This window comes from Marinovum sp. 2_MG-2023 (assembly GCF_030548265.1).
In the GTDB taxonomy this organism is placed as follows: domain Bacteria; phylum Pseudomonadota; class Alphaproteobacteria; order Rhodobacterales; family Rhodobacteraceae; genus Marinovum.
This window is the reverse complement of sequence record NZ_JAUOSD010000015.1, coordinates 17603-38162: the sequence shown is the minus strand read 5'-3', so window position 1 is coordinate 38162 and position 20560 is coordinate 17603. Positions and strand designations below refer to the sequence as shown.

The following is a 20560-nucleotide window of genomic DNA, read 5'->3' as shown; positions in this document are numbered from 1 at the left end:
GCCATGGCTGTTCAGCAGAATAAAGTGTCCAAATCGCGCCGCAACAACCGTCGTGCGCACGATGCCCTGGTCGCTGCAAATCCAAATGAATGCGACAACTGCGGAGAGCTGAAGCGCCCGCACCACGTCTGCCCGTCCTGCGGCCACTACGCAGAACGCGAAGTTGTGGCGATCGCCGACGAGATCGAGCTGGACGAAGACGCAGCCTGAGCTTTCGCAAGCAAGGTCCCGTCATGACCGCGCCCCACAATCAGACAGCGGCAGCGACCGGGGCCCAAACGGGCTCTGACAACACAATTGTGTTGTCGATCGATGCGATGGGCGGGGACAGTGGTCCCGGCCCTGTCGTCGCGGGTATCGAGCGCTCTGCAAAGAAGAACCCGGAACTGTCCTTCATCCTGCATGGGCCAGAGGAACAGTTGCGGCCTTTGGTTGAGCGCCGCAAATATTTGCGCGGTCGATGCGAGATTCGTGATGCGCAGGGCGTTGTGTCGATGCACGACAAGCCAAGCCAGGTCATGCGCCGGGGTCAAGGCACGTCAATGTGGTCGGCACTAGAGGCCGTGCGCGCAGGCGATGCCACCGTTGCAGTATCCTGTGGCAATACCGGCGCCTTGATGGCGTTGGCCATGGTGCGTCTGCGTAAGATCCCGGGCGTCAACCGTCCGGCGATTGGCGTGCTCTGGCCATCACGGAACCCGCAGGGCTTCAACGTGATGCTGGATGTGGGCGCCGATGTACGTGCCGACGCGCATGATTTGCTGCAATACGCCCTGATGGGCGCCTCTTATGCCCGCAACGGGCTGGAGGTCGATCCGCCACGGGTCGGCCTTTTGAACGTTGGCACCGAAGAACACAAAGGTCGGCAAGAGCTGAAAGAGGCGCATGATCTGATCCGCGCCCATGCCCATGACGCCCGGTTTGAATTTGTCGGCTTCGTCGAAGGCGGTGATATTCCGGGCAGTCGGGCAGATGTGATTGTCACCGACGGCTTTACCGGCAATATCGCGCTGAAAACCGGAGAAGGCACCGCCAGTCTGATTGGCGAACTTCTGCGCGAGGCGTTCAAATACACGCCATTGTCGCGCTTGGCGGCGCTGCTTGCCCTGCCCTCGCTCAAACGTCTGCAAAAGCGGATTGATCCGCGACGGGTGAATGGCGGCGTGTTCCTGGGCCTGAACGGCACCGTGGTGAAATCGCATGGCTCTGCGGATGCGATGGCGGTCAGCGCGGCGGTCAAGCTGGCGTTTCAACTGGCGCGCACCGGGTTTTCCGAACGTGTGGCCGCGCGCATCGCGGCGGCGGCCCTGGTCGCGGACAAAAACGCCACCAAGACCAACGACGGTCCGTCTGACAAGGCCGAAACCGACATCAACACAAATTCAAAATTGGGCAATCGTAAGATCCCCGGAGGCGATACATGACACGACGCGCTGTGGTTATTGGCGTGGGTCACTACCTGCCGGAAAAGATTGTCGAAAACGCTGAGTTTGAAGCGACGTTGGACACCTCTGATGAATGGATTCGGTCGCGCTCTGGCATTGAACGTCGCCATTTCGCCGCCGAAGGTGAAACAACATCCGATCTGGCAACCAAGGCCGCGCAAGCGGCGCTGGCCAATGCCGGGCTGACCGGCAATGACATTGATGCCATTGTTCTGGCGACCTCTACTGCCGATCTGACCTTTCCATCGGCGGCCACCATGGTGCAGGCCAATCTTGGCATGACCAGCGGCTTTGCCTTTGATCTTCAGGCGGTCTGCGCCGGGTTTGCCTATGCGCTGACCAATGCCAATGCGTTGGTTCTGTCGGGTCAGGCACGGCGCGTGTTGGTGATTGGCGCGGAAACCTTCAGCCGGATCATGGATTGGACCGACCGGGGCACCTGTGTGCTGTTCGGCGACGGGGCCGGCGCGCTGATACTTGAGGCGCAAGAGGGCCAGGGCACCGCGGACGACCGTGGAATCCTGTCAACAGATCTGAATTCCGACGGTCGCCACAAAGACATTCTTTATGTGGACGGCGGCGTGTCGACCAACAGCACCGGCCATCTGCGCATGCAGGGCAAAGAGGTGTTCCGCCACGCCATCGAAAAGCTGGCCCAAACCGCAACAACCGCGATGGACCGCGCCGGTGTTACCGCCGAAGATGTCGACTGGATTGTGCCCCATCAGGCCAATATCCGCATCATCCAAGGCACGGCCAAGAAGATGGGCCTGTCGATGGACAAGGTGGTTGTGACCGTCCAGGACCACGGCAATACCTCGGCTGCATCGATTCCCCTCGCGCTGTCGGTGGGTGTGCAACGGGGCCAGATCAAACCCGGCGATCTGATCGTGACCGAGGCGATTGGCGGCGGTTTGGCATGGGGCGCGGTGGTTCTGCGCTGGTAAATGCCGGATTTTCAATCGCTTTACGCCCATTGCTAATGTCCTTTTAGTTGACTCGGAATTGCTGACCTGCCTAAGCTGTCTCAAAATCAGGAGATGGAACGGATGGGCGAGAAGACTCTGACACGTATGGACCTAAGCGAAGCGGTGTTCCGCGAAGTCGGTCTTTCGCGGAATGAATCTGCGGAGCTTGTGGAACGGGTTCTGACCGTCATGTCGGATTCCCTGGTTGCCGGCGAACAGGTCAAGATTTCCTCTTTCGGCACCTTCTCTGTGCGCGAAAAAGCGGCGCGTGTGGGCCGCAACCCCAAGACCGGTCAGGAAGTTCCAATCGAACCCCGCCGGGTTTTGACCTTTCGTCCCTCGCATCTGATGAAAGATCGCGTTGCGGCTGGCAACCGGTCCTAGGTAGGCACGGCGCGATGCCCAGTAAATCCGCCGATGCATTTCGCACCATTTCGGAAGTTGCCGATTGGCTGAACACCCCCGCACATGTGTTGCGGTTTTGGGAAAGCAAATTCAGCCAGGTCAAACCGGTAAAACGTGCCGGCGGTCGGCGGTATTACCGTCCTGCCGACATGACCCTGATTGGTGGTATCAAGAAACTGTTGCACGACGATGGCATGACCATCAAGGGCGTGCAGAAAATCCTGCGCGAACAGGGCATCAAACATGTCGCCGCGATGTCGCCGCCGCTGGACGAGGATCTCTCAAAGATTATCGAGCCGCCGGTCACCGTCGACGCCACGCTTGCATCACCAATGCCCCCGCCAGAGCCGACCACCGGTCAGGTGCTGGAATTTGCCGAACGCAGCTCTGACGGCGCGCCCACTGTCGAAACGGTGCAGCCTGTCGATGAGACCCCGGAGCCGGCTGACGAGACGACAAAACAAACAGCCCCCTCTGGTCGCAAGGACGCGACGATCGCCGATTTGTTCGACGACACCGATGACGAAGACCAGGACAATTTTTTCGCTCCCTCAGGCCCATCTGTCACGGCAGAGCAAACCGATGATCTGCCGCTGGAGGATATGGTTGCAGAGCCAGAGGCGCAGCTTGTGGCAGAGGAAGACGCGTCTTCGACCGAGGAGTCGGTTGAAAGTGATCCAATTGATCATGAACCGAAAGCGGTTGAGCCGGAGCCAGAGACCGCACAAACAGACGCGTTTTCGGCGGCCTCTGCCCCCTTGGAAAGCGAAATTTCAGAGCCGGATCAATCTGTTGCCCCAGAAACTGAATCCGAACCTGAAACTGTAAACGTGGCCGCTGATGATTTGCCGGACTTTGTTCAGAAACCGCTGTCCGAACGGCTGGCCGAAGAGGACACTGCTCCAGAGCCAGAGATCCCCGCAGAGGCTCTGCCCGCTGCCGAAACTCACACTTCTGAAGCTCCGCCTGACGAACCTGAGGATTTGGCCGAAGCCGACCTTGAGGCCGACCTAGAGACCGATTTCGAACCCACATCCGAGGCCACCGAGCAAGCCGATTCCGGCCCCGTGCTGCCCGTGCTGCCCTCCCTTACGCCGCCAGCGAAACCAGAGCCCATCTCTGACGTCGCTGATCATGGCGGTGATGACATCGAGCCAGAGGTCACCCCCGAACCCGAAATCGCATCTGTCGACACCGCCCCGTCCGATACCACCCCGTCCGATACCGCGACGGATGGCCCAAAGCCGGCAAATATCGTCACGCCGCCCGACCCGTCGGATCACGACATTCATGCCGATCCCGGCCTTCTGACCCTGTTGACCGATGCAAAGACCCGCGACTCGGGCCTCTCGGCGGAACAGGTGGAAACCCTGATCATTCGGGTGCGTGCCCATCACCGCCGGATGAGCCAGGCCGCGCGCTGATTCAAAACAGTAATTCGCCAAGATCTGACCTGAAACCGCCCGGAAACGGGCGGAACGACGGGCAATTTCCAAAGTTTATTTTCCGCAATCGACTGTGTCGCGAAATTCGTCAAAGTTTGCTCTTGCCCCCCCGCCCAAAACCGGTAAGAAGACACTCCAGTCGGGCTATGGCGCAGCCTGGTAGCGCGTCCGTCTGGGGGACGGAAGGTCGCAGGTTCGAGTCCTGCTAGCCCGACCATTTACTCCTCCCCCAAGATGACCACCTCTGTGTGGCGCGTCACCTGAAACCCTGCCCCGGAGGGCCAGTATGACCGGTGTTCTTGCCAGCCAGCAAATTCGCGATCTGATTTCCAGCGGTGCCCTGCAAGGCACGCCAGAAATCATTGATGCCCAGATTCAACCCGCCAGTCTTGATCTGCGGCTTGGCTCCGTGGCCTTTCGCGTGCGCGCTTCTTTTCTCACCGGCAAGGGCCGCAGCGTGGCGGACCGGCTGAGCGAATTCGAAATGCATCGCATTGATCTGAGCCAAGGCGCCGTGCTGGAAAAAGGCGCGGTATATGTGGTGCCCTTGATGGAATCACTGGCACTGCCCGCCGGGGTCCAGGCCGTGGCCAATGCCAAAAGCTCGACCGGGCGGCTCGATCTGTTGACCCGTACAATCACCGATCAGGGCACGGAATTCGACCGTATCCCCGACGGGTACGACGGGCCGCTGTTCGCAGAGATTTGCCCGCGCTCCTTTTCCGTATTGGTGCGGCCGGGCATGCGGCTGAACCAGATCCGTTTTCGCCGTGGTCAGGCGGTGCTTGATGACGTGGCGCTGCGCGCGCTGCATGACGCCACACCCTTGGTCGACAGTGCCGCGGTGATTGATGCCGGGCTTGGGTTTTCGGTCGATCTGAAGCCCGCGTCGGGAACCTTGGTCGGCTATCGCGCCAAGCCCCATACCGGGGTGATCGACCTCGACAAAATCGGGCAATACGAGCCCAGCGAATTCTGGGAAGAATTGCACAGCGACGCCGGACAATTGATTCTGGACCCCGGTGCGTTCTACATCCTTGTCAGTCGCGAAGCCGTGCATATCCCGCCGGATTACGCCGCTGAAATGGCCCCCTATATCGCCATGGTTGGCGAATTTCGCGTCCATTACGCCGGCTTCTTTGATCCCGGTTTCGGCCATGACGCCGCTGGCGGGGCCGGTGCGCGCGGCGTGCTGGAGGTCCGGTGTCACGAGGCACCCTTTGTGCTGGAACACGGCCAGATCGTCGGACGTTTGGTCTATGAACGGATGAGCACCCGACCAGATGTGCTTTATGGTGACGGGCTGAAATCCAACTACCAGGGACAGGGATTGAAGCTGTCCAAACACTTCCGCTAGGGCGAATTACCACTACATCCGCGATGCGCGTCGGGCGGCACGAATGGCCTGTTTGGCCTGCCGCGCCTGGCGAATCTGCTGTTTTTCTTGCCGGGCCTTGCGCACCTCCTCCTTGGACTGGGGCGCGTCAGACGACTGGGGTGAAGACGCCGCATGTTCGGTGTCTTGCGCATCCATCGCGTGATGTTGATCCGGCTTCTCTGCTGGCTCTTTTCGCCCCTCACGGCCTTTGGAAAACCGGTCAATCCCGGCGTCGATGCCTTTGCTCACCGCTTTGCGCAAAAACAGACGCATCACCATGTTGATCAGTTGGTTGGAATTCATCGCCCTGCTCTCCTGTGCTTTTTGACGCGCATTATAAGGGCCAATCATGAATTTTTTGGAAAGCGATGCAGTTCGGGCGCGTGAAGGTTAATCCTCGAACAACTCGCTTTGGCCTGCATCCGCTTCTGGTTCGTCTTCGCCATCGCCAAATTGCGGGGTGCCAGGCAGCGGTCGATTCTCCAGCAATCCGGCCTGACGCAGCTCTTTGAGCCCCGGCAAATCGCGCGCGTTTTCCAGCCCGAAATGATCCAGGAAGGTCTCTGTCACCACAAATGTCACCGGTCGGCCCGGCGTCATCCGGCGACGGCCAAAGCGGATCCATTCCATCTCAAGCAATTGATCCACCGTGCCGCGCGACACCGCGACACCGCGAATTTCCTCAATCTCGGCGCGGGTCACCGGTTGGTGATAGGCGATGATTGCCAGTGTTTCGATGGCGGCGCGCGACAATTTCCGGGTTTCGACGGTCTCTTTCTGCATCAGAAACGACAGATCGGCCGCCGTGCGCATCGCCCAGGCATCGCCAACGCGCATCACCCGCACGCCGCGCCCTTCATAGCGTTTGCGCAGGTGCACCAGCGCCTCTGCCGCGTCACATCCGTGTGGCATCCGGGCCTCAAGATCGCGCACCGTGACCGGTTCGGCGCTGGCAAAAAGCACCGCTTCGACCATACGTTCCTGTTCGCCCATGGGCGGGGCCGCAAAGAGGCTTTTCTCCTCTTTGCCAATATGTTCTGCGTTGTCGTTCATCTAGTCTTCCGTGATCCGGCGCAGTTCGATCGCCTCAAATGTCCCCGGTTGGCGCAGCTCGGCCTTGCCCTCTTTGACCAATTGCAAAGAGGCCGCAAAGGTCGCCGCCGTGGCAGAGCGTCGGCGCACCGGATCGTTGTCCCAGCCTTCTGGCAGATAGACCGAAATGTCGGTCCACGCCCCGGCAAATCCGATCAAACCGCGCATGCGTTCCAGCGCCTGCTCCATGGTGAACACGGATTCGCGGTCCATCACAAAGGGACGGAATTCATCGCGGGTGCGGATGCGGGCATACCCCTGCATCAGGTCCAACAATGTCGCGGTATAGGTGACCGATTTCACCCGTTCCACGGTTTCCGGCAAACCACGGACAAAGATATCGCGCCCCAACCGGTTGCGCGCCATCAACTGGGCCGCCGCATTGCGCATCGCCTGAAGCCGCTCCAGCTGAAACGCCAGATGCGCGGCCAGATCCTCGCCAGAGGGGCCGTCTTCGGTTGGATCGGGCGGCAGCAGAAGGCGGGATTTCAGAAAGGCGAGCCAGGCCGCCATCACCAAATAATCTGCCGCCAATTCGATTCGAAGTTCTTTGGCTTTTTCAACAAATCCAAGGTATTGCCGCGCCAGGTCGAGCACCGAGATCTTGCGCAAATCGACTTTCTGCGTGCGCGACAGCGTCAACAACAGATCCAGCGGCCCCTCGAAACCATCGACATCAACGATCAATGCCTCCGCCGCAAGACGGTCAGCCACGCTTTGCGGCTCCGCCTGGGGCGGAGGATCATTATCAAAGGGGATCGTGTCGTTCATGTGCCTTACGGTCCGGCCAACAGCATCTCAAACTCCGCTTGCAGCTCTTTGGTGTCAACCTCGCTGGCCCCATCGCGCAGGGCAAGCGCCGCCGAGGCGCGTAGTGCGGCCCCCTCGCCCAATGTGCCGGCCGCCTCTGCCACCTGGGCCATTTCCGTCAGATCGCCGTTGCAATGCAACACCACATCACAGCCCGCCGCCATCGCCGCGCTGGCGCGTTCACCGGGCGTGCCGCTGAGCGCCTGCATCGAAATATCGTCGGTCATCAGAAGCCCGGCAAAGCCCAGTTCCTCGCGGATCAGGTTGATCATCGCGCCGGATTGCGTCGCGGGGAAATAGGGGTCGACGGCCTCGAATATCATATGGGCGGTCATGCCCAGCGGCAGATCGGCCAAAGCCGAAAATGGTACGAAATCCACGCTGCGCAATTCGTCGACCCGCGCCTGAGTGAACGGCAGTTCCAGATGGCTGTCCACCCGGCCCCGACCATGGCCCGGCATGTGTTTCACCACCGGCAGCACCCCGCCCTCAAGCAGGCCCGTGGCCACCGCACGCCCAACTGTTGTGACCTGATCCGGGGTTTCGCCATAACAGCGGTTGCGCAGAAAACGGTGGGTGAATTCATCCGCTACATCAAGCGTCGGGATGCAATTCACATCAATGCCGAAACTGCGCAATTCTGCGGCAATGATCCGTGCGCGCAGATACATGCCGCGATCGGCCTTGTCCCCCAGCCGGATCACATCGTCCAGCGGCGGTTTCCAGCGGGTTGCAAGCGGCGGCAAAATGCGTTGGACGCGACCGCCCTCCTGATCAATCAGGATCGGCGCATCGCGGCCCAAGGTATCGCGCAAATCCGCACAAAGAGCCCGGATTTGATCTGCCGAACCGATATTGCGGGCAAAAAGGATAAACCCCCAAGGATCGGCCTCACGAAAAAACGCTTTTTCCGCACCGGTCAGTTTCGTCCCGCGCGGGGCGAATATCGCGGCGCGGGCTGTCATTTGGTGATGACCGGGATACAATCGGTCCGTTCCGCCACCAGTGCGGCACAGAAGCGACGGGCATCCGCCAGATCATCAAACCCATGCGCACGCAGCCGATAGAAGGTGCGCCCGCCGCTTTCCGCCCGTTGGATCACGCGGCTTTTGCCATCGAAAAAGCTGTTGAAACGGCCGGAAATCCGCCCCCATTCCGATTGCGCAATCGCGGCGCTGTCATAGGCGCCCAATTGCACCAAACGTGTACCTGCGGGAAGGGTCGCGGCATTGATTTCGGCGGTTGTGGCTGTTGCGGCTTGCGCAGTCGGGGCCGCCGCCACCGGCGAGGCCAGCGAGGTTTTCACCAATTGCGACGGACGCGTGCGCGGACGCAAGGACCGGCGCACACCGGGGCCGTCGATTGTGGAAACGGCGGTTTCGATCGGCTTGACCGAGGCCACAACCATCGGCGCGGGGGTCGTTGGCGTCGTCGTGGTGCCAAAGGGCTTTACATCGGCTGCGATCTGATCCGCCAGCGCCTGAATGGTGGCATTGGAAATCGGTTGCCGCTGGCCGCTGGTGTCCACCCGGTTGGTCATGATGCCGCCCGCAGTATTGGTCGGCGCAGGCAGGGGATTGACCGCCACGGGCACATTCCGCGGGGTGACCCCGCGCGGTGTCACCGAGGTTTGCGTCACGCCCCCCGTTGTCACGGCACTTGGGGTTACCGACCCCGGCACAAAATTGCGCTGGGTCACACCCTGGTCCGAGGCACCAAAGGTCGCCCGGCTGCTGGCCATGGTCGGCATTGCGGCGCCGCCCTCGCGGGTCGACAGCGTATTGAGCTTCAAGCTGGCCACATCTTCGTCCTGAAGCCCGACGGAATTGGGCGCCAGCGCGACCTGTTCCACCGGACCAGAGGCCGTGCCAAGACCGGCAACTTCGTTCACGGCCAGCCCCTGATGATCGGCACGGCTTCCGCCGGGATCTTCGGGTGCGACGCGCCATGGCCCATCCGAGGCACGCACAACCGGCACGCCGGTCACATCACGCACCAGAAGCTGATAGCCCCAGACACCGACCCCAACCAGAAGCGCCAGCGACACAACCGCGCCCGCCACATTGACATAACCGCCCATGCCCTTGCCGGACTGGGCCAGATCGGCCTGAGGCGCACCCGGCTGACCAGTCTCTGATTGGTCCTGGCCATAATGTCCCTGATTCAGGGCGTGCTGATCGTATTGGCCCCGACCATATTGACCCGGGTCAAACGGCTCCGGACCAGAATGCGCCTGGTGGGTTTGCCCCTGTGGTCCCGCAGATTGCGGATTGGATGAATGATATGTGTCGTCTCTGCCGTACCCCACAGGAGTGCCGGACCATTGAACATCTGCCATTTTCGCCTCTCTGCCCCCGGTGATACGTGCCACCGGGTGTGCCATTTGTCTGCTCTATGCCCGGCAGAGAGAGTGTCTTAGCGCATCTCTTCCACTGGGGTCACACCCAAGATACCAAGACCGGCGGAAATAACAACCGACACAGACCGCGCCAGTGCAATTTTTGCCAAACTTGCGGCATCATCGCCATCCTGCAAAAAACGCAGCTCCGGCACTTCGTTGCCCCGGTTCCACAATGTATGGAATTCACCAGCGAGTTCATAGAGATAGAATGCCACGCGATGCGGCTCATGCGTGCGGGCGGCAATTTCGATCAACCGGGGCCATTCGGCCAGTTTTTTGGCCACGGCCAATTCGGCTTCATGCCCGTTACGGCCCAGATCCGCGCCCTGCAATGCCGCGTCGGACACATCCAACCCCGCATCCCGCGCCTTGCGCAGCACCGAATGCACCCGGGCGTTGGCATATTGCACATAGAAAACCGGGTTCTCGCGCGATTGTTCCAGCACCTTGTCAAAATCGAAATCCAGGGGCGCATCATTCTTGCGCGTCAGCATCACAAACCGGGTCACATCGGGGCCAACCTGTTCGACCACATCGGCCAGCGTGACAAAGGTTCCGGCCCGCTTGGACATCTTGAACGGCTGGCCGTTTTTGTACAATTTGACCAGCTGCGTCAGCTTGATATCCAGTGGCGTCTTGCCATCGGACAGCGCAGACACAGCCGCCTTCATCCGTTTGACATAGCCACCGTGATCCGCACCAAACACATCAATCAGGCCGTCGAAGCCTCTGGAAACCTTATCATAATGATATGCGATGTCGGGCGCGAAATAGGTCCATGCCCCATCGGATTTCTTGACCGGACGGTCGACATCATCGCCATGTTCGGTGGATTTGAAAAGGGTCTGTTCGCGCGGTTCCCAATCTTCGGGCTTTTTGCCTTTTGGCGGCTCCAACACCCCCTCATAGATCAGGCCCTTGTCGTCGAGCTCCTGGATGGCGGCTTCGATCCGGCCGGTGCCGTAGAGCGATTTCTCTGAATAAAACACATCCATCTCGACGCCCAACAGCGCGAGGTCATGGCGGATCAGATCCATCATCTTTTCGGTGGCAAATTCACGCACATCGGTGAGCCAGTATTGCTCGCCCTTGTCGAGATAGTCGTCGCCGACCTTTTCCTTCAGCGCCTCGCCGACCGGGATCAGGTAATCACCGGGATAGGTGCCGTCCTCGAATGCGACCTCCTGACCATGGGCCTCCAGGTAGCGCAAATAAACTGACCGGGCGAGCACATCGACCTGCGCACCGCCATCGTTGATGTAATATTCACGGGTCACATCATGGCCGGAATAGGCCAGCAAACTGGCCAGCGCATCACCGAAAACCGCGCCGCGTGTGTGGCCGACATGCAACGGGCCCGTGGGATTGGCGCTGACGTATTCCACGTTGATCCGCCGACCCTGCCCCATTTTTGACTGGCCAAACGCCGTGCCCTGGGCCAGGGCCGCCGCAACCACCCCCTGCCAGATTGCAGGCGCCAAACGCATGTTCAAGAAACCCGGTCCCGCAACATCCGCCGCTGTAATCCGGTCATCTGCGCGCAGCTTTTCGGCCAGGGCCTCGGCAATATCACGCGGCTTCTGGCGGGCGTGTTTGGCCAGTACCATCGCCGCATTGGTGGCCATATCGCCGTGCAGCGGATCACGTGGCGGTTCCACCGTCACATTGGTGAAGTCCAGATCCTGCGCCAGCGCGCCTTCGGATTGCATCTGTTCAAGCGCGGCAATGACGCAGCCGCGCAGGTCGGAAAACAGGTTCATTTTTTGGTCCTTTGTGCTGAATGGCGGTGTATCACGCCGCGCGCCTCAGTCAATCCAAGCTGGCCACGCCGGAGCAGTCATTCCGCAGGCGACGCATTCAGCCTAAGGCCATGCCGCCCCACCGGCAGCACAGAGCCACTGACAGCACGCGCCATGGGCAAGGCCATCATCATTGCCGTGGTGCAAATCTGATCGAACGCCCCGCTTTGCAGGGCGGCGGAATGCAGCATCAGCGCATTGATCCGCACACCGGTCGCCGCCAGATCGCCCGTCAATGTTGCCAGGGCCGCCGCCGCCGCGCGCCCGCTGGCCTTGCCGCCCTCGTCCGGCACGGCAAACAGCACCAATGCCGCACCATCCGAATCCGCCAGCGCCGAGGCCAGGCTTTTGGTTGTGTGTTCAATCGACGTCAATGTCGCGCCAAGATCCGCCGCGCCATTCAAGGCCTGCGCCATCACCAAGACATGCAACGGGTCATCCGCCCAATGCGCGGCCAGATGATCCAGCCCGTCACAATCCGCCAATGACATCGCCAGCGGCGCAATCCGGTCTGACCGCAGGCTGGCCAGGTCCTGTACCGCGTCTTCGTCAGAATCGACGGCAATCACAAATCCGCCCTGATCAACCAGACGCAGGCACATCGCCCGCCCGATGGGGTGCGCCGCCCCGATCACGAGGCAATTCTTTCCGGGAAAAAGGGCAGATTTGACCACGAAATGACCTACAGAAATAATCACCTAATATTTACGTTCAATTTGCTAGACAAAACAACCGTCGCTTTTGTGACGAAGTTAATCCCGGATCGCGCCCATTTGGCGTTGCGATTGCAGGGCAAAGCGGTCGGTCATGCCGGCGATATAATCCGACACGCAGCGCGCCCGCAGCACCATATCTTCGGGGTTTTCCGCCAGGGCCGCCTGCCAGGCCAATGGCAGATGTTCTGGCGACCGCATATAGATCGCAAACAGATCCTGCACCGCCTGGCCCACCTCTTCGCGGACTTTCATCACGTCCGGCGCGCGGTACATGCGTTCAAACAAAAAACTGCGGATCAGTTGCAAATCCTGCCACAGCGCATCTGAAAACCGGACAACCGGTGTCGGCAAATCGCGGATCCCTTGGGCCGATGTCGCGCCACATTCGTCCAAAAGCTGGCGCGATGTGTCAATCACGTCTTCGACCATCACACCAAAAACCCGGCGCAACCCTTCGTGGCGTCTACGATTTTTCTCCAACCCCGGATACTTGCGGTCGACCTCGGCAAAGGCCGGTCCAACAATCGGCAGATGGCAAATGTCGTCTTCGCTGAACAGGCCGGCCCGCAGACCGTCATGCAGATCATGGTTGTTATAAGCGACGTCATCGGAAATGGCCGCAACCTGGGCTTCGGCGCTGGCGTGAGTGTGCAATTCCAGATCATGGAACCGGTTGTATTCCGTCAAAGCCCAAGGCAATTCGCCCAAGACCGGACCATTATGTTTTGCAATAGCTTCAAGGGTTTCCCAGGTCAGGTTCAACCCGTCAAATTCGGCGTAATGCAGTTCCAGCGAGGTGACGATGCGCAGCGCCTGAGCATTGTGATCAAAGCCACCATAAGGCGCCATCAGCTCATCCAGCACATCCTCACCGGTATGGCCAAATGGGGTGTGGCCAAGATCATGCGCCAGGGCCACGGCCTCGGTCAGTTCCTGGTTAAGCCCCAAAGCGCCCGCAATGGTGCGGGCCACCTGAGCGACCTCAATGGAATGGGTCAGGCGGGTGCGATAATAATCGCCCTCATGTTCGACAAAAACCTGGGTCTTGTGTTTCAATCTGCGAAAGGCGCTCGAATGGATAATTCGATCTCTATCCCGTTGGAAACACGAACGAAAATGGCTTTCGAATTCTGAAACAAGCCTCCCGCGCGATTGATCCGGACGGGATGCATATGGGGCATGCATCGCTGGCTCCTTGCTGATGGCGTGCCGGGTTTCTATATTGTACTCCGAGACATGTGAAAACCGCCCAATGGCGGCGAAATCACCTAAATACCGGAGATATGTGATGCAATTGCCGCCGAAAGTGACCGAACGTGCGTTTGAACGGTTGTCGGAAATTGGTGCCGCCGCTGCGGGCAAGGCGCTTCGCGTGGCTGTCGAGGGCGGCGGATGTTCGGGATTTCAGTACGATATTCGTCTCGACAGCGCCGAAACCGACGATCTGGTGCTGGAAAGCAATGGTGAAAAAGTGGTGGTCGACGCAGTGTCGCTGCCGTTTTTGGCCTCGGCGGTCATTGATTTCAGCGAAGAATTGATCGGGGCGCGGTTTGTGATCGAAAACCCCAATGCCACCGCCTCCTGCGGCTGCGGCACGTCGTTTTCGATTTAAATCAGAGCATTCCAGCCGGGCTTACCGGCTGGAATGCCCGGACTAGCTTTGGGTGCGTAGCCGCAGGCGGGCGTCCGGTGCATCGGCTGTGCGATCTGGCGCTGTGGCGCCAAGCGACCGTGCGCCGCTGTCCTTGTCCAGCGCCAGATAGAGGCCGGAAACCATCACAACCACCGCCCCGACAAACGTGCTGAACGCCGGGACCTCGTTGAAAAAGACCAGACCAATCAATACCATCCAGACGAACTGAAGGTTCATCAATGGTGTCACCACATAGGCCGCCAAATGCCGTAATGCGATGACCAAGAGCAGCCGCGCAGAAAACAACACCACCGCACAGGCCGCCGACAAAGCCAGATCAAACAGCGACATCGGCTGCCAGCCAAACGGTGCCAAAATCAGCATCGACAAAAAGACCGCCGCTTGGGGATAGAACACCTGCGCAAGCGAATTGTCCTCGCGGCGGCCAATATACCGCGCCAGAACAATCGACGCTGTGCCGGAAACCGATCCGACAAAGGCACAGATGTGGCCCTTGCTGATCCCCGACAGGCTGATGTCCACCATGAACAACACACCAACAAACCCGAGGCCAAGCGCAATCCAGGCCGACAATCGCACATGTTCGCCCAGGATCGGACCCGACATCATCGCCGACAGCAAAGGCACCAGCGCAATGAAGACAAAAACCTCGGCAAATACCAATGTGGCCAGTGCATTAAAGAACATGACCGTCGCCAGAACCGTCAGCCCCGCCCGCCAGGCCATTGCCCCGGGACAAGAGGTGCGCAGGCTGCCCTTGTTGCCCTGAATCCGGCCACTTCCCAGCGACATCACCACAATCAAAAGCGCAACAATGCACAGCAATTGCGGTGCCTTGTAGCTTTGCGCCAGATATTTTGTGATCGCATCCGAACAGGTGATCAACAAAGTATAGGCCACAACCAGCACGGTGCTGAGCATCGGTAGCGATATGCGCCAGGCGACATGGTTCATGCGCTGATCCTGCGGGCGCGGGCGAAATCTTCGAAGAACGCATCGAATTGCCGGGTCGAGGCTTCGGCCTGTGCCAGGCGATGACGGGCCGGATCGGTAAGGGCGGCATCTATCCGGTTGCGCATCGCGCCCCAAACGTCGCGCCGCTCGTCCCCCATCCGGTAAAGTTGAACCGAGATTTCCCGCAACGCGCCGCGCCGGGCATTCGGACGCTGAAAGCCAAGGGCGGCGGTTTTGCCATGCGGCGGAACCTGCACAAACAGGGTTTCGTCGCGCGTCCCGGCCAGCCAGGAAGACGTCAGAAACTCGTGATAGCAATCGGCCATCGGGATCTGTTGGGGGGTGCCCTCACCCATGTCTGTCACCTCGATCTCGTTCATCTTTTGCGCGACCCAATCCTCCCAGATACCGGAAGGGTTGTGCCCTGCATAGCGCATTGCGACACAAACCTCAGCAAGAAGATCAAGGTTTCCGTCCAAAAACGCCAAAATTCCTGCATTTTCCAATGCGCGCAATTCGTTCTGGCCGAGCTCTGGCGATTTCCGACCGTATTCTGACAGGTAGAATACGATATGCGTCAGCTCAAAAGCAGCCTTCTTATTGGGCAATGCAAAGCGTTCTGGACGCGAAATAAAGTCACGTAGACGCGCTTCTGCGGCACCTTTGTCCTGTAATGGATCAAATCCGCGTCGCTGCATCAGGCGAAATGCCTCCAGCCGCTGAATATCCGAGGTTTCATACCCCGCAAGATCCTGACGAACAGCCAAGGCACAAAGCGATTCGGCCTGATCACCCGCCATTCCCAGCGCCTCGAGGTCGAGCGTCAGGGACAGAATGAACCGGTAATATTGTGGGAAAAAGGCCAATTTCTCGCCCGCGTTTGCATAGAACGCCGCATAGGGTTCCATCCACATTTCGGGCAGGTCCTGGCCGGTATTTTCGAGGATGTTCAGAAGTTCGGCGTTTTCCTTCAGCCAGAACACATCTTCGGGGCCACGCCGGTGGCGGGCAAAGGCGCGGACCAGCGCGCCAGTGCGCGCCGCTCCGCGTTCCTTGGGGCCGGGCACATTCAAATAGACAACGTTCGACATCACTTGGTCCTCCGGAATGTCTGAAATGCGCCCGGCCCGGGCGTTAGGACGATGGCGCTCTTACGAGCAGCACATCATCGCTTGGACCTGGTCACCGCCAAACATGTCGGTGCCATCGTCAACCGAGCAGCACATCATTGTGTCGACGTGATCGCCTGTTGCGATCTCTGTGGTCTCGATGACCAGCTCTTCGGTTTGGGTTTCGTTAACTGTTTCTTGAACAAGTGCCAGCATGATTTTCTCCTGGTTATCGGCATAAGTACCGCAATCAGAATTCTCCTCTTAACCGGGCATATCAATATTAATTTCAACTATAGCTTGTGGATAAGTCAGTTATCCACACAAGATATGGTATGCAGTTACCTGTGAATAAAAACGAAAACATACTTCGCACAAATATATTGCGCGGCATTCAATCCCCGAAAAAAGTGGGTTGAATCCAGAAACCGGCTCGAATCGACCAATCGTTTGGTAAATATTTTCGCTTGTCCCCGCCCCATTCCTAAGGCTACGTCGGTGCCAATGGAGGACGCTATGAAGATTGCGACATTCAACATTAATGGCATTAAAGCGCGCATTGGCGCCTTGACCGATTGGCTGAAAGAAGCCGCGCCGGATGTGGCCATTCTACAGGAAATCAAATCAATTGATGATGCATTTCCGCGCGAACACTTTGAGGATATGGGGTATATCGTTGAAACCCATGGGCAAAAAAGTTTCAACGGCGTCGCGATTCTATCGCGTTTACCACTAGAAGACGTCACTCGCGGCCTGCCCGGCGACGACAGTGACGAACAGGCCCGCTGGATCGAGGCCACCGTTATGGGCGACAGCCAGGCCATTCGGCTATGCGGGCTGTATCTTCCGAATGGCAACCCGGTGCCGGGTCCGAAATACGACTATAAACTGGCCTGGATGGAACGCCTGCACCATCGTGCAGAGCAGCTGATGTGCACTGAAATGCCCGCACTTATTACGGGTGACTTCAACATCATTCCGCAATCAGAAGATGCGGCCAACCCCCAGCAATGGACAGAAGACGCGCTTTTTCGACCTGAAAGCCGCGCGGCTTTCCGGCGGATCGTCAATTTGGGATTCACAGAAGCGTTCCGTGCCCGCAATAGCCAGCCCGAGCATTATTCGTTCTGGGACTATCAGGCCGGGGCCTGGCAGCGCAATAACGGCATTCGCATTGACCATTTCCTGCTGACACCGGATTGCGCCGATATGCTGGTCGATTGCCAGATCGACAGCGCCATTCGCGGTCGGGAAAAACCATCGGACCACGTTCCGGTCTGGGTTGAACTGGCCGCCTGAAGGGCGGCCAATTCCATTGTGCTGGGGGTCTGACAGGCTCAGATCACCCGCTCAACACACCAATATGCCCCGACCATGGCGATCACGACCGAGGCCGGGACCGCAATATAGGGCCGATAGAACGACTTGCGCCCGAACCACAGCCCCACCGCCAGGAAGGCCAGCGCAATCACCGTCAACTGGCCCAGCTCGACCCCGACATTAAAGCCCAGCAGCGCCGGAATGAACTGCCCCTCGGGCAATCCGAATTCGCCCAGAACGCTGGCAAACCCCAGACCATGCAAAAGCCCGAAACAGAAGACGACCACCGGTCGCCAGGCGTGCATTTTCGGGGAAAGTATATTCTCGACAGCGACATAAACGATGGATGCGGCGATAATCGGTTCGACGATATAGCCCGGCACCGACACAATCCCCAGCGCCCCCAGCGCCAAAGTCACCGTATGGGCGGCGGTAAAGGCCGTGATCTGCCACAGCAATGGGCCAAGCTGGGTTGTCAGGAAAAACAGCCCCAGAACAAACAGGATATGATCCAGCCCTTTTGGCAGGATGTGATCGAAACCCACCGGAATATATTCGGCAAAAACCCCAAATCCCGATTTGGCATCGCCCCCGGCGGGATGGATCGCGCCGCTTGTACCGCCACCTTCGATAATGCCGGTATAGGGATCTTCCGGTCCGATTTGACGCAAGACCAACGTGCCATAGCCCTCTGGCCAATTCAGAACAAGTGCCGCCTGAGGCGCGTCCAGCGCGCCGCGCAATGTCAGGCTGCTTTCGCGGGCAAAGTCCACATTGCCCAATTCCCCGATTGCCAGATCCTCGACCGTCAAGACCACAGATGCATCGCCATTCAACAGCTGAATTTCGCGCGCGATACGCGCAGCGACCGGTGCCATGCGTGTGGCCATTTCTTCGGGCGGCAATGCGCGCAACGCATCATATGCCGCAGAGCGATCGGTGGTATCCGTATCCTCCAGCCCGTCCAGATCGACACCGGCGGCAAAAGCCTCGGCATTCAGGCGCAATTCCAACACTGCCGCCCCATCCGATATGCTCAGGTCGGCAATGGTGGGCATGACCTCATGTGCCTGGGTCGCCCCGGCGACCAGCCCAGCCATAAACGTCATTACTGTTGCCATTAGACGGATCATTCCGCGTCTCCCTCGCGTTGGATGTGGGCGCAGCTTGCCATGATACGCCTCGGTTACAACTACAAGCTACGGCTTGCGGGCAAAAAAGTTTCACGCCAAAAGGGCCGCATGGTGAATGTTCTTTGTATTGGCTCTGTGCTTTGGGATGTGATCGGGCGGTCTGCCTCGGTCATGCGTGTTGGATCGGATGTGCCCGGCCGGATCAGTCAGATCCCCGGCGGCGTCGCGTTGAATATTGCAATGACGCTGGCGCGTTTCGGAATGCGCCCCGCGTTGCTGAGCGCCGTGGGCCGGGATGTCCTGGGCGACGTGTTGATCGCGGAATGCGGCGATTTGGGATTGGATTGCCAGTGGATCTATCGCTCTGACGATTTGCCGACCGACCGTTATATGGCCGTCGAAGGCGCGAACGGGCTGATTGCGGCGATTGCGGATGCCCATTCGCTTGAGGCCGCAGATGACAAGATCCTGCGCCCGCTGGTTGATGGCCGTCTTGGCAGCGCCGCGGCGCCCTATTCCGGTTTGATCGCGCTGGATGGCAATTTGACAGAGCACCTGTTGGGCAAGATTTCCCGCGACCCGGTCTTTGCCGCAGCAGATCTGCGGGTGGCACCGGCGTCGCCGGGCAAGGCCGAGCGGCTTATGCCCTTTGTCACCCGCCCCGGTGCTGTGCTGTACGTCAATCGCGAAGAGGCCGGCATCCTGTGCCAGACCGAATTTGGCGATGCTGAATCCGCCGCCGCCGGTCTGGTGGCGCGTGGCGCGAAACGTGCCTTGGTCACCGATGGCGGTGGCCCCTGCGCCGACATTGATGCACAGGGCGCATTCACCCATCGCCCCCCGCAAGTTCTGGTGACCCGTGTCACCGGTGCGGGCGACACTTTCATGGCCGCCCATATGGCGGCCGAGGCCAGCGGCCTGTCCCGCGCCGACGCGCTTGACCGGGCGCTGACCGCCGCTGCCCGTTATGTATCCGGAGAGACCCCACATGATTGACATCCGCTATTCCCCAGAAGTGGCCGAGGCCCGCGAGATTGGCAAACCCCTGGTTGCGCTGGAAAGCACGATCATCACCCACGGCATGCCGTTTCCGCAAAACCTCGACATGGCGCGCGGGGTCGAGGATGTGATCCGCGACAACGGTGCGGTGCCTGCAACCATCGCCGTGATGGACGGCACGCTGTGCATTGGTCTTGATGATGCGCAATTGACCGCCCTGGCCCAGACCAAAGGCGCGGCAAAACTGTCGCGCGCCGATATGGCGGCCTGTCTGGCGACCGGCGGCACCGGCGCCACAACGGTGGCGGCGACAATGATCGGCGCGGCTTTGGCCGGCATCGATGTCTTTGCCACCGGCGGCATCGGCGGTGTCCACCGTGGCGCAGAGCATAGCTTCGACATCTCTGCCGACCTGCAGGAAATGTCGCGCACCCCGGTCACCGTTGTGGCCGCCGGCACCAAGGCGATCCTAGATCTGTCCAAAACGCTGGAGGTGCTGGAAACCCTGGGCGTGCCGGTCATTGCCTATGGTCAGGATGCCTTTCCGGCGTTCTGGTCGGCGACCTCGGCCTATCGCGCACCCTTGCGAATGGAGGATGCCGCCACCATCGCACGCGCACATCTGATGCGGCGGGCGCTGGGGCTGACAGGCGGGCAATTGGTCGCCAATCCGATTCCCGCAGAGGCAGAGATCCCGCGCAGCGAGATTGATCCTTTCATCCAGCGTGCCCTGCAAGACGCCGAAACACATGGCATCGCGGGCAAGGATGTCACGCCCTATCTGCTGCAACGGATTTTCGAGCTGAGCGATGGCCGGTCGCTGACCGCAAATATCGCGCTTGTGCGCAACAATGCCCGCCTTGCCGCCGAAATCGCCTGCGAACTAAGCAGCCAACAGAGCTAATTCACGGGTTGCTCGTATGAAAGCCATG

Annotated in this window: 22 protein-coding genes and 1 tRNA gene; 11 read left to right on the top strand and 12 right to left on the bottom strand. The window is 59.6% G+C overall.

The genetic code is table 11. The annotated features are described in order from the left end of the window. Positions 1-3: 3 nt before the first annotated feature. The 7 genes from rpmF to Q4577_RS16220 all read left to right on the top strand — a co-directional run bounded on the left by rpmF (position 4) and on the right by Q4577_RS16220 (position 5620). Positions 4-210 carry a 50S ribosomal protein L32 gene (gene rpmF / locus Q4577_RS16250; RefSeq protein WP_244686525.1) on the top strand — a complete coding sequence of 69 codons (207 nt, stop codon included), beginning with the start codon at positions 4-6 and terminating at the stop codon, positions 208-210. 23 nt (positions 211-233) lie between these two features. Beyond that, positions 234-1424, top strand: a complete 1191-nt coding sequence (gene plsX, locus Q4577_RS16245) for a phosphate acyltransferase PlsX (protein WP_303467587.1) — start codon at positions 234-236, stop codon at positions 1422-1424. After that, a complete protein-coding gene (locus Q4577_RS16240; RefSeq protein ID WP_244686521.1) occupies positions 1421-2392 on the top strand; it encodes a beta-ketoacyl-ACP synthase III in 972 nt (323 codons plus the stop codon). Before plsX ends, Q4577_RS16240 begins: the two co-directional genes overlap by 4 nt. A 102-nt stretch (positions 2393-2494) precedes the next feature. Further along, complete coding sequence (ihfA, locus tag Q4577_RS16235; protein WP_303467590.1) at positions 2495-2797, top strand: integration host factor subunit alpha; 303 nt, start codon at positions 2495-2497, stop codon at positions 2795-2797. A 14-nt stretch (positions 2798-2811) separates the two neighbouring features. Then, complete coding sequence (locus Q4577_RS16230) at positions 2812-4242, top strand: MerR family transcriptional regulator (RefSeq protein ID WP_303467592.1); 1431 nt, start codon at positions 2812-2814, stop codon at positions 4240-4242. A gap of 161 nt (positions 4243-4403) precedes the next feature. Continuing rightward, positions 4404-4480: transfer RNA gene (locus tag Q4577_RS16225), tRNA-Pro, on the top strand. A 69-nt stretch (positions 4481-4549) separates the two neighbouring features. Beyond that, on the top strand, positions 4550-5620 hold the full coding sequence (locus tag Q4577_RS16220) for a 2'-deoxycytidine 5'-triphosphate deaminase (protein ID WP_303467594.1): 1071 nt from the start codon (positions 4550-4552) through the stop codon (positions 5618-5620). Positions 5621-5632: 12 nt separating this feature from the next. Here Q4577_RS16220 and Q4577_RS16215 read toward each other — a convergent pair whose 3' ends face one another. The 8 genes from Q4577_RS16215 to Q4577_RS16180 all read right to left on the bottom strand — a co-directional run bounded on the left by Q4577_RS16215 (position 5633) and on the right by Q4577_RS16180 (position 13662). Continuing rightward, positions 5633-5944 (bottom strand): hypothetical protein, encoded by a 312-nt coding sequence (locus Q4577_RS16215; RefSeq protein ID WP_303467595.1) that lies wholly within the window; start codon positions 5942-5944, stop codon positions 5633-5635. Positions 5945-6031: 87 nt separating this feature from the next. Beyond that, positions 6032-6694 (bottom strand): SMC-Scp complex subunit ScpB, encoded by a 663-nt coding sequence (gene scpB / locus Q4577_RS16210; RefSeq protein WP_244686513.1) that lies wholly within the window; start codon positions 6692-6694, stop codon positions 6032-6034. After that, positions 6695-7504: a ScpA family protein gene (locus Q4577_RS16205; RefSeq protein WP_303467596.1), complete on the bottom strand. Its 810-nt coding sequence runs from the start codon at positions 7502-7504 to the stop codon at positions 6695-6697. It abuts the gene before it with no gap. Positions 7505-7509: 5 nt separating this feature from the next. Continuing rightward, on the bottom strand, positions 7510-8508 hold the full coding sequence (locus Q4577_RS16200; RefSeq protein ID WP_303467597.1) for a glycoside hydrolase family 3 N-terminal domain-containing protein: 999 nt from the start codon (positions 8506-8508) through the stop codon (positions 7510-7512). After that, entirely contained in the window at positions 8505-9881 is a 1377-nt protein-coding gene (locus Q4577_RS16195) for an SPOR domain-containing protein (RefSeq protein ID WP_303467598.1), read from the bottom strand. Before Q4577_RS16195 ends, Q4577_RS16200 begins: the two co-directional genes overlap by 4 nt. Positions 9882-9958: 77 nt before the next feature. Next, entirely contained in the window at positions 9959-11704 is a 1746-nt protein-coding gene (argS, locus tag Q4577_RS16190; RefSeq protein WP_303467599.1) for an arginine--tRNA ligase, read from the bottom strand. 77 nt (positions 11705-11781) lie between these two features. Next, on the bottom strand, positions 11782-12417 hold the full coding sequence (locus Q4577_RS16185) for an SDR family NAD(P)-dependent oxidoreductase (RefSeq protein WP_303567632.1): 636 nt from the start codon (positions 12415-12417) through the stop codon (positions 11782-11784). A 78-nt stretch (positions 12418-12495) separates the two neighbouring features. Next, positions 12496-13662: a deoxyguanosinetriphosphate triphosphohydrolase gene (locus Q4577_RS16180; RefSeq protein WP_303467953.1), complete on the bottom strand. Its 1167-nt coding sequence runs from the start codon at positions 13660-13662 to the stop codon at positions 12496-12498. Positions 13663-13747: 85 nt separating this feature from the next. Here Q4577_RS16180 and Q4577_RS16175 point away from each other — a divergent pair, with 85 nt between their 5' ends. Then, positions 13748-14071: an iron-sulfur cluster assembly accessory protein gene (locus Q4577_RS16175; RefSeq protein WP_244686498.1), complete on the top strand. Its 324-nt coding sequence runs from the start codon at positions 13748-13750 to the stop codon at positions 14069-14071. 42 nt (positions 14072-14113) lie between these two features. Here the strand turns inward: Q4577_RS16175 and Q4577_RS16170 are convergent, their stop codons facing one another. Genes Q4577_RS16170 through Q4577_RS16160 form a run of 3 tightly spaced genes read right to left on the bottom strand, consistent with a single transcriptional unit; the run spans position 14114 to position 16392 of the window. Next, the gene (locus Q4577_RS16170; protein WP_244686495.1) at positions 14114-15067 is read right to left on the bottom strand and encodes a DMT family transporter; all 954 of its coding nucleotides are present in this window, start codon (positions 15065-15067) and stop codon (positions 14114-14116) included. After that, on the bottom strand, positions 15064-16158 hold the full coding sequence (locus Q4577_RS16165; protein WP_303467601.1) for a hypothetical protein: 1095 nt from the start codon (positions 16156-16158) through the stop codon (positions 15064-15066). Before Q4577_RS16165 ends, Q4577_RS16170 begins: the two co-directional genes overlap by 4 nt. Positions 16159-16218: 60 nt before the next feature. Then, positions 16219-16392 carry a hypothetical protein gene (locus Q4577_RS16160; protein ID WP_244686491.1) on the bottom strand — a complete coding sequence of 58 codons (174 nt, stop codon included), beginning with the start codon at positions 16390-16392 and terminating at the stop codon, positions 16219-16221. Positions 16393-16692: 300 nt separating this feature from the next. On the opposite strand from Q4577_RS16160, the gene xth reads away from it, so the two are divergent. After that, positions 16693-17475, top strand: coding sequence for an exodeoxyribonuclease III (xth, locus tag Q4577_RS16155; protein ID WP_303467602.1), 783 nt, complete (start codon positions 16693-16695; stop codon positions 17473-17475). Positions 17476-17513: 38 nt separating this feature from the next. Here xth and Q4577_RS16150 read toward each other — a convergent pair whose 3' ends face one another. Beyond that, a complete protein-coding gene (locus tag Q4577_RS16150) occupies positions 17514-18629 on the bottom strand; it encodes a HupE/UreJ family protein (RefSeq protein WP_244686489.1) in 1116 nt (371 codons plus the stop codon). Between the two features lie 108 nt (positions 18630-18737). Between Q4577_RS16150 and Q4577_RS16145 the strand changes: the two genes are divergently transcribed. Next, positions 18738-19625 (top strand): PfkB family carbohydrate kinase, encoded by an 888-nt coding sequence (locus Q4577_RS16145; protein WP_303467603.1) that lies wholly within the window; start codon positions 18738-18740, stop codon positions 19623-19625. Continuing rightward, entirely contained in the window at positions 19618-20532 is a 915-nt protein-coding gene (locus Q4577_RS16140; RefSeq protein WP_303467604.1) for a pseudouridine-5'-phosphate glycosidase, read from the top strand. Before Q4577_RS16145 ends, Q4577_RS16140 begins: the two co-directional genes overlap by 8 nt. The last annotated feature ends 28 nt before the right edge of the window (positions 20533-20560 follow it).

Excerpts from the sequence above, each read along its gene's own strand:
- Q4577_RS16205 (WP_303467596.1), bottom strand. The coding sequence starts at position 7,504 with ATGAACGACACGATCCCCTTTGATAATGATCCTCCGCCCCAGGCGGAG.
- Q4577_RS16160 (WP_244686491.1), bottom strand. The coding sequence starts at position 16,392 with ATGCTGGCACTTGTTCAAGAAACAGTTAACGAAACCCAAACCGAAGAG.
- Q4577_RS16145 (WP_303467603.1), top strand. The coding sequence starts at position 18,738 with ATGGTGAATGTTCTTTGTATTGGCTCTGTGCTTTGGGATGTGATCGGG.
- Q4577_RS16240 (WP_244686521.1), top strand. The coding sequence starts at position 1,421 with ATGACACGACGCGCTGTGGTTATTGGCGTGGGTCACTACCTGCCGGAA.
- Q4577_RS16220 (WP_303467594.1), top strand. The coding sequence starts at position 4,550 with ATGACCGGTGTTCTTGCCAGCCAGCAAATTCGCGATCTGATTTCCAGC.
- scpB (WP_244686513.1), bottom strand. The coding sequence starts at position 6,694 with ATGAACGACAACGCAGAACATATTGGCAAAGAGGAGAAAAGCCTCTTT.
- Q4577_RS16200 (WP_303467597.1), bottom strand. The coding sequence starts at position 8,508 with ATGACAGCCCGCGCCGCGATATTCGCCCCGCGCGGGACGAAACTGACC.
- Q4577_RS16175 (WP_244686498.1), top strand. The coding sequence starts at position 13,748 with ATGCAATTGCCGCCGAAAGTGACCGAACGTGCGTTTGAACGGTTGTCG.
- xth (WP_303467602.1), top strand. The coding sequence starts at position 16,693 with ATGAAGATTGCGACATTCAACATTAATGGCATTAAAGCGCGCATTGGC.
- Q4577_RS16195 (WP_303467598.1), bottom strand. The coding sequence starts at position 9,881 with ATGGCAGATGTTCAATGGTCCGGCACTCCTGTGGGGTACGGCAGAGAC.
- ihfA (WP_303467590.1), top strand. The coding sequence starts at position 2,495 with ATGGGCGAGAAGACTCTGACACGTATGGACCTAAGCGAAGCGGTGTTC.
- Q4577_RS16140 (WP_303467604.1), top strand. The coding sequence starts at position 19,618 with ATGATTGACATCCGCTATTCCCCAGAAGTGGCCGAGGCCCGCGAGATT.
- plsX (WP_303467587.1), top strand. The coding sequence starts at position 234 with ATGACCGCGCCCCACAATCAGACAGCGGCAGCGACCGGGGCCCAAACG.
- rpmF (WP_244686525.1), top strand. The coding sequence starts at position 4 with ATGGCTGTTCAGCAGAATAAAGTGTCCAAATCGCGCCGCAACAACCGT.
- argS (WP_303467599.1), bottom strand. The coding sequence starts at position 11,704 with ATGAACCTGTTTTCCGACCTGCGCGGCTGCGTCATTGCCGCGCTTGAA.
- Q4577_RS16165 (WP_303467601.1), bottom strand. The coding sequence starts at position 16,158 with ATGTCGAACGTTGTCTATTTGAATGTGCCCGGCCCCAAGGAACGCGGA.
- Q4577_RS16230 (WP_303467592.1), top strand. The coding sequence starts at position 2,812 with ATGCCCAGTAAATCCGCCGATGCATTTCGCACCATTTCGGAAGTTGCC.
- Q4577_RS16170 (WP_244686495.1), bottom strand. The coding sequence starts at position 15,067 with ATGAACCATGTCGCCTGGCGCATATCGCTACCGATGCTCAGCACCGTG.
- Q4577_RS16150 (WP_244686489.1), bottom strand. The coding sequence starts at position 18,629 with ATGATCCGTCTAATGGCAACAGTAATGACGTTTATGGCTGGGCTGGTC.
- Q4577_RS16215 (WP_303467595.1), bottom strand. The coding sequence starts at position 5,944 with ATGAATTCCAACCAACTGATCAACATGGTGATGCGTCTGTTTTTGCGC.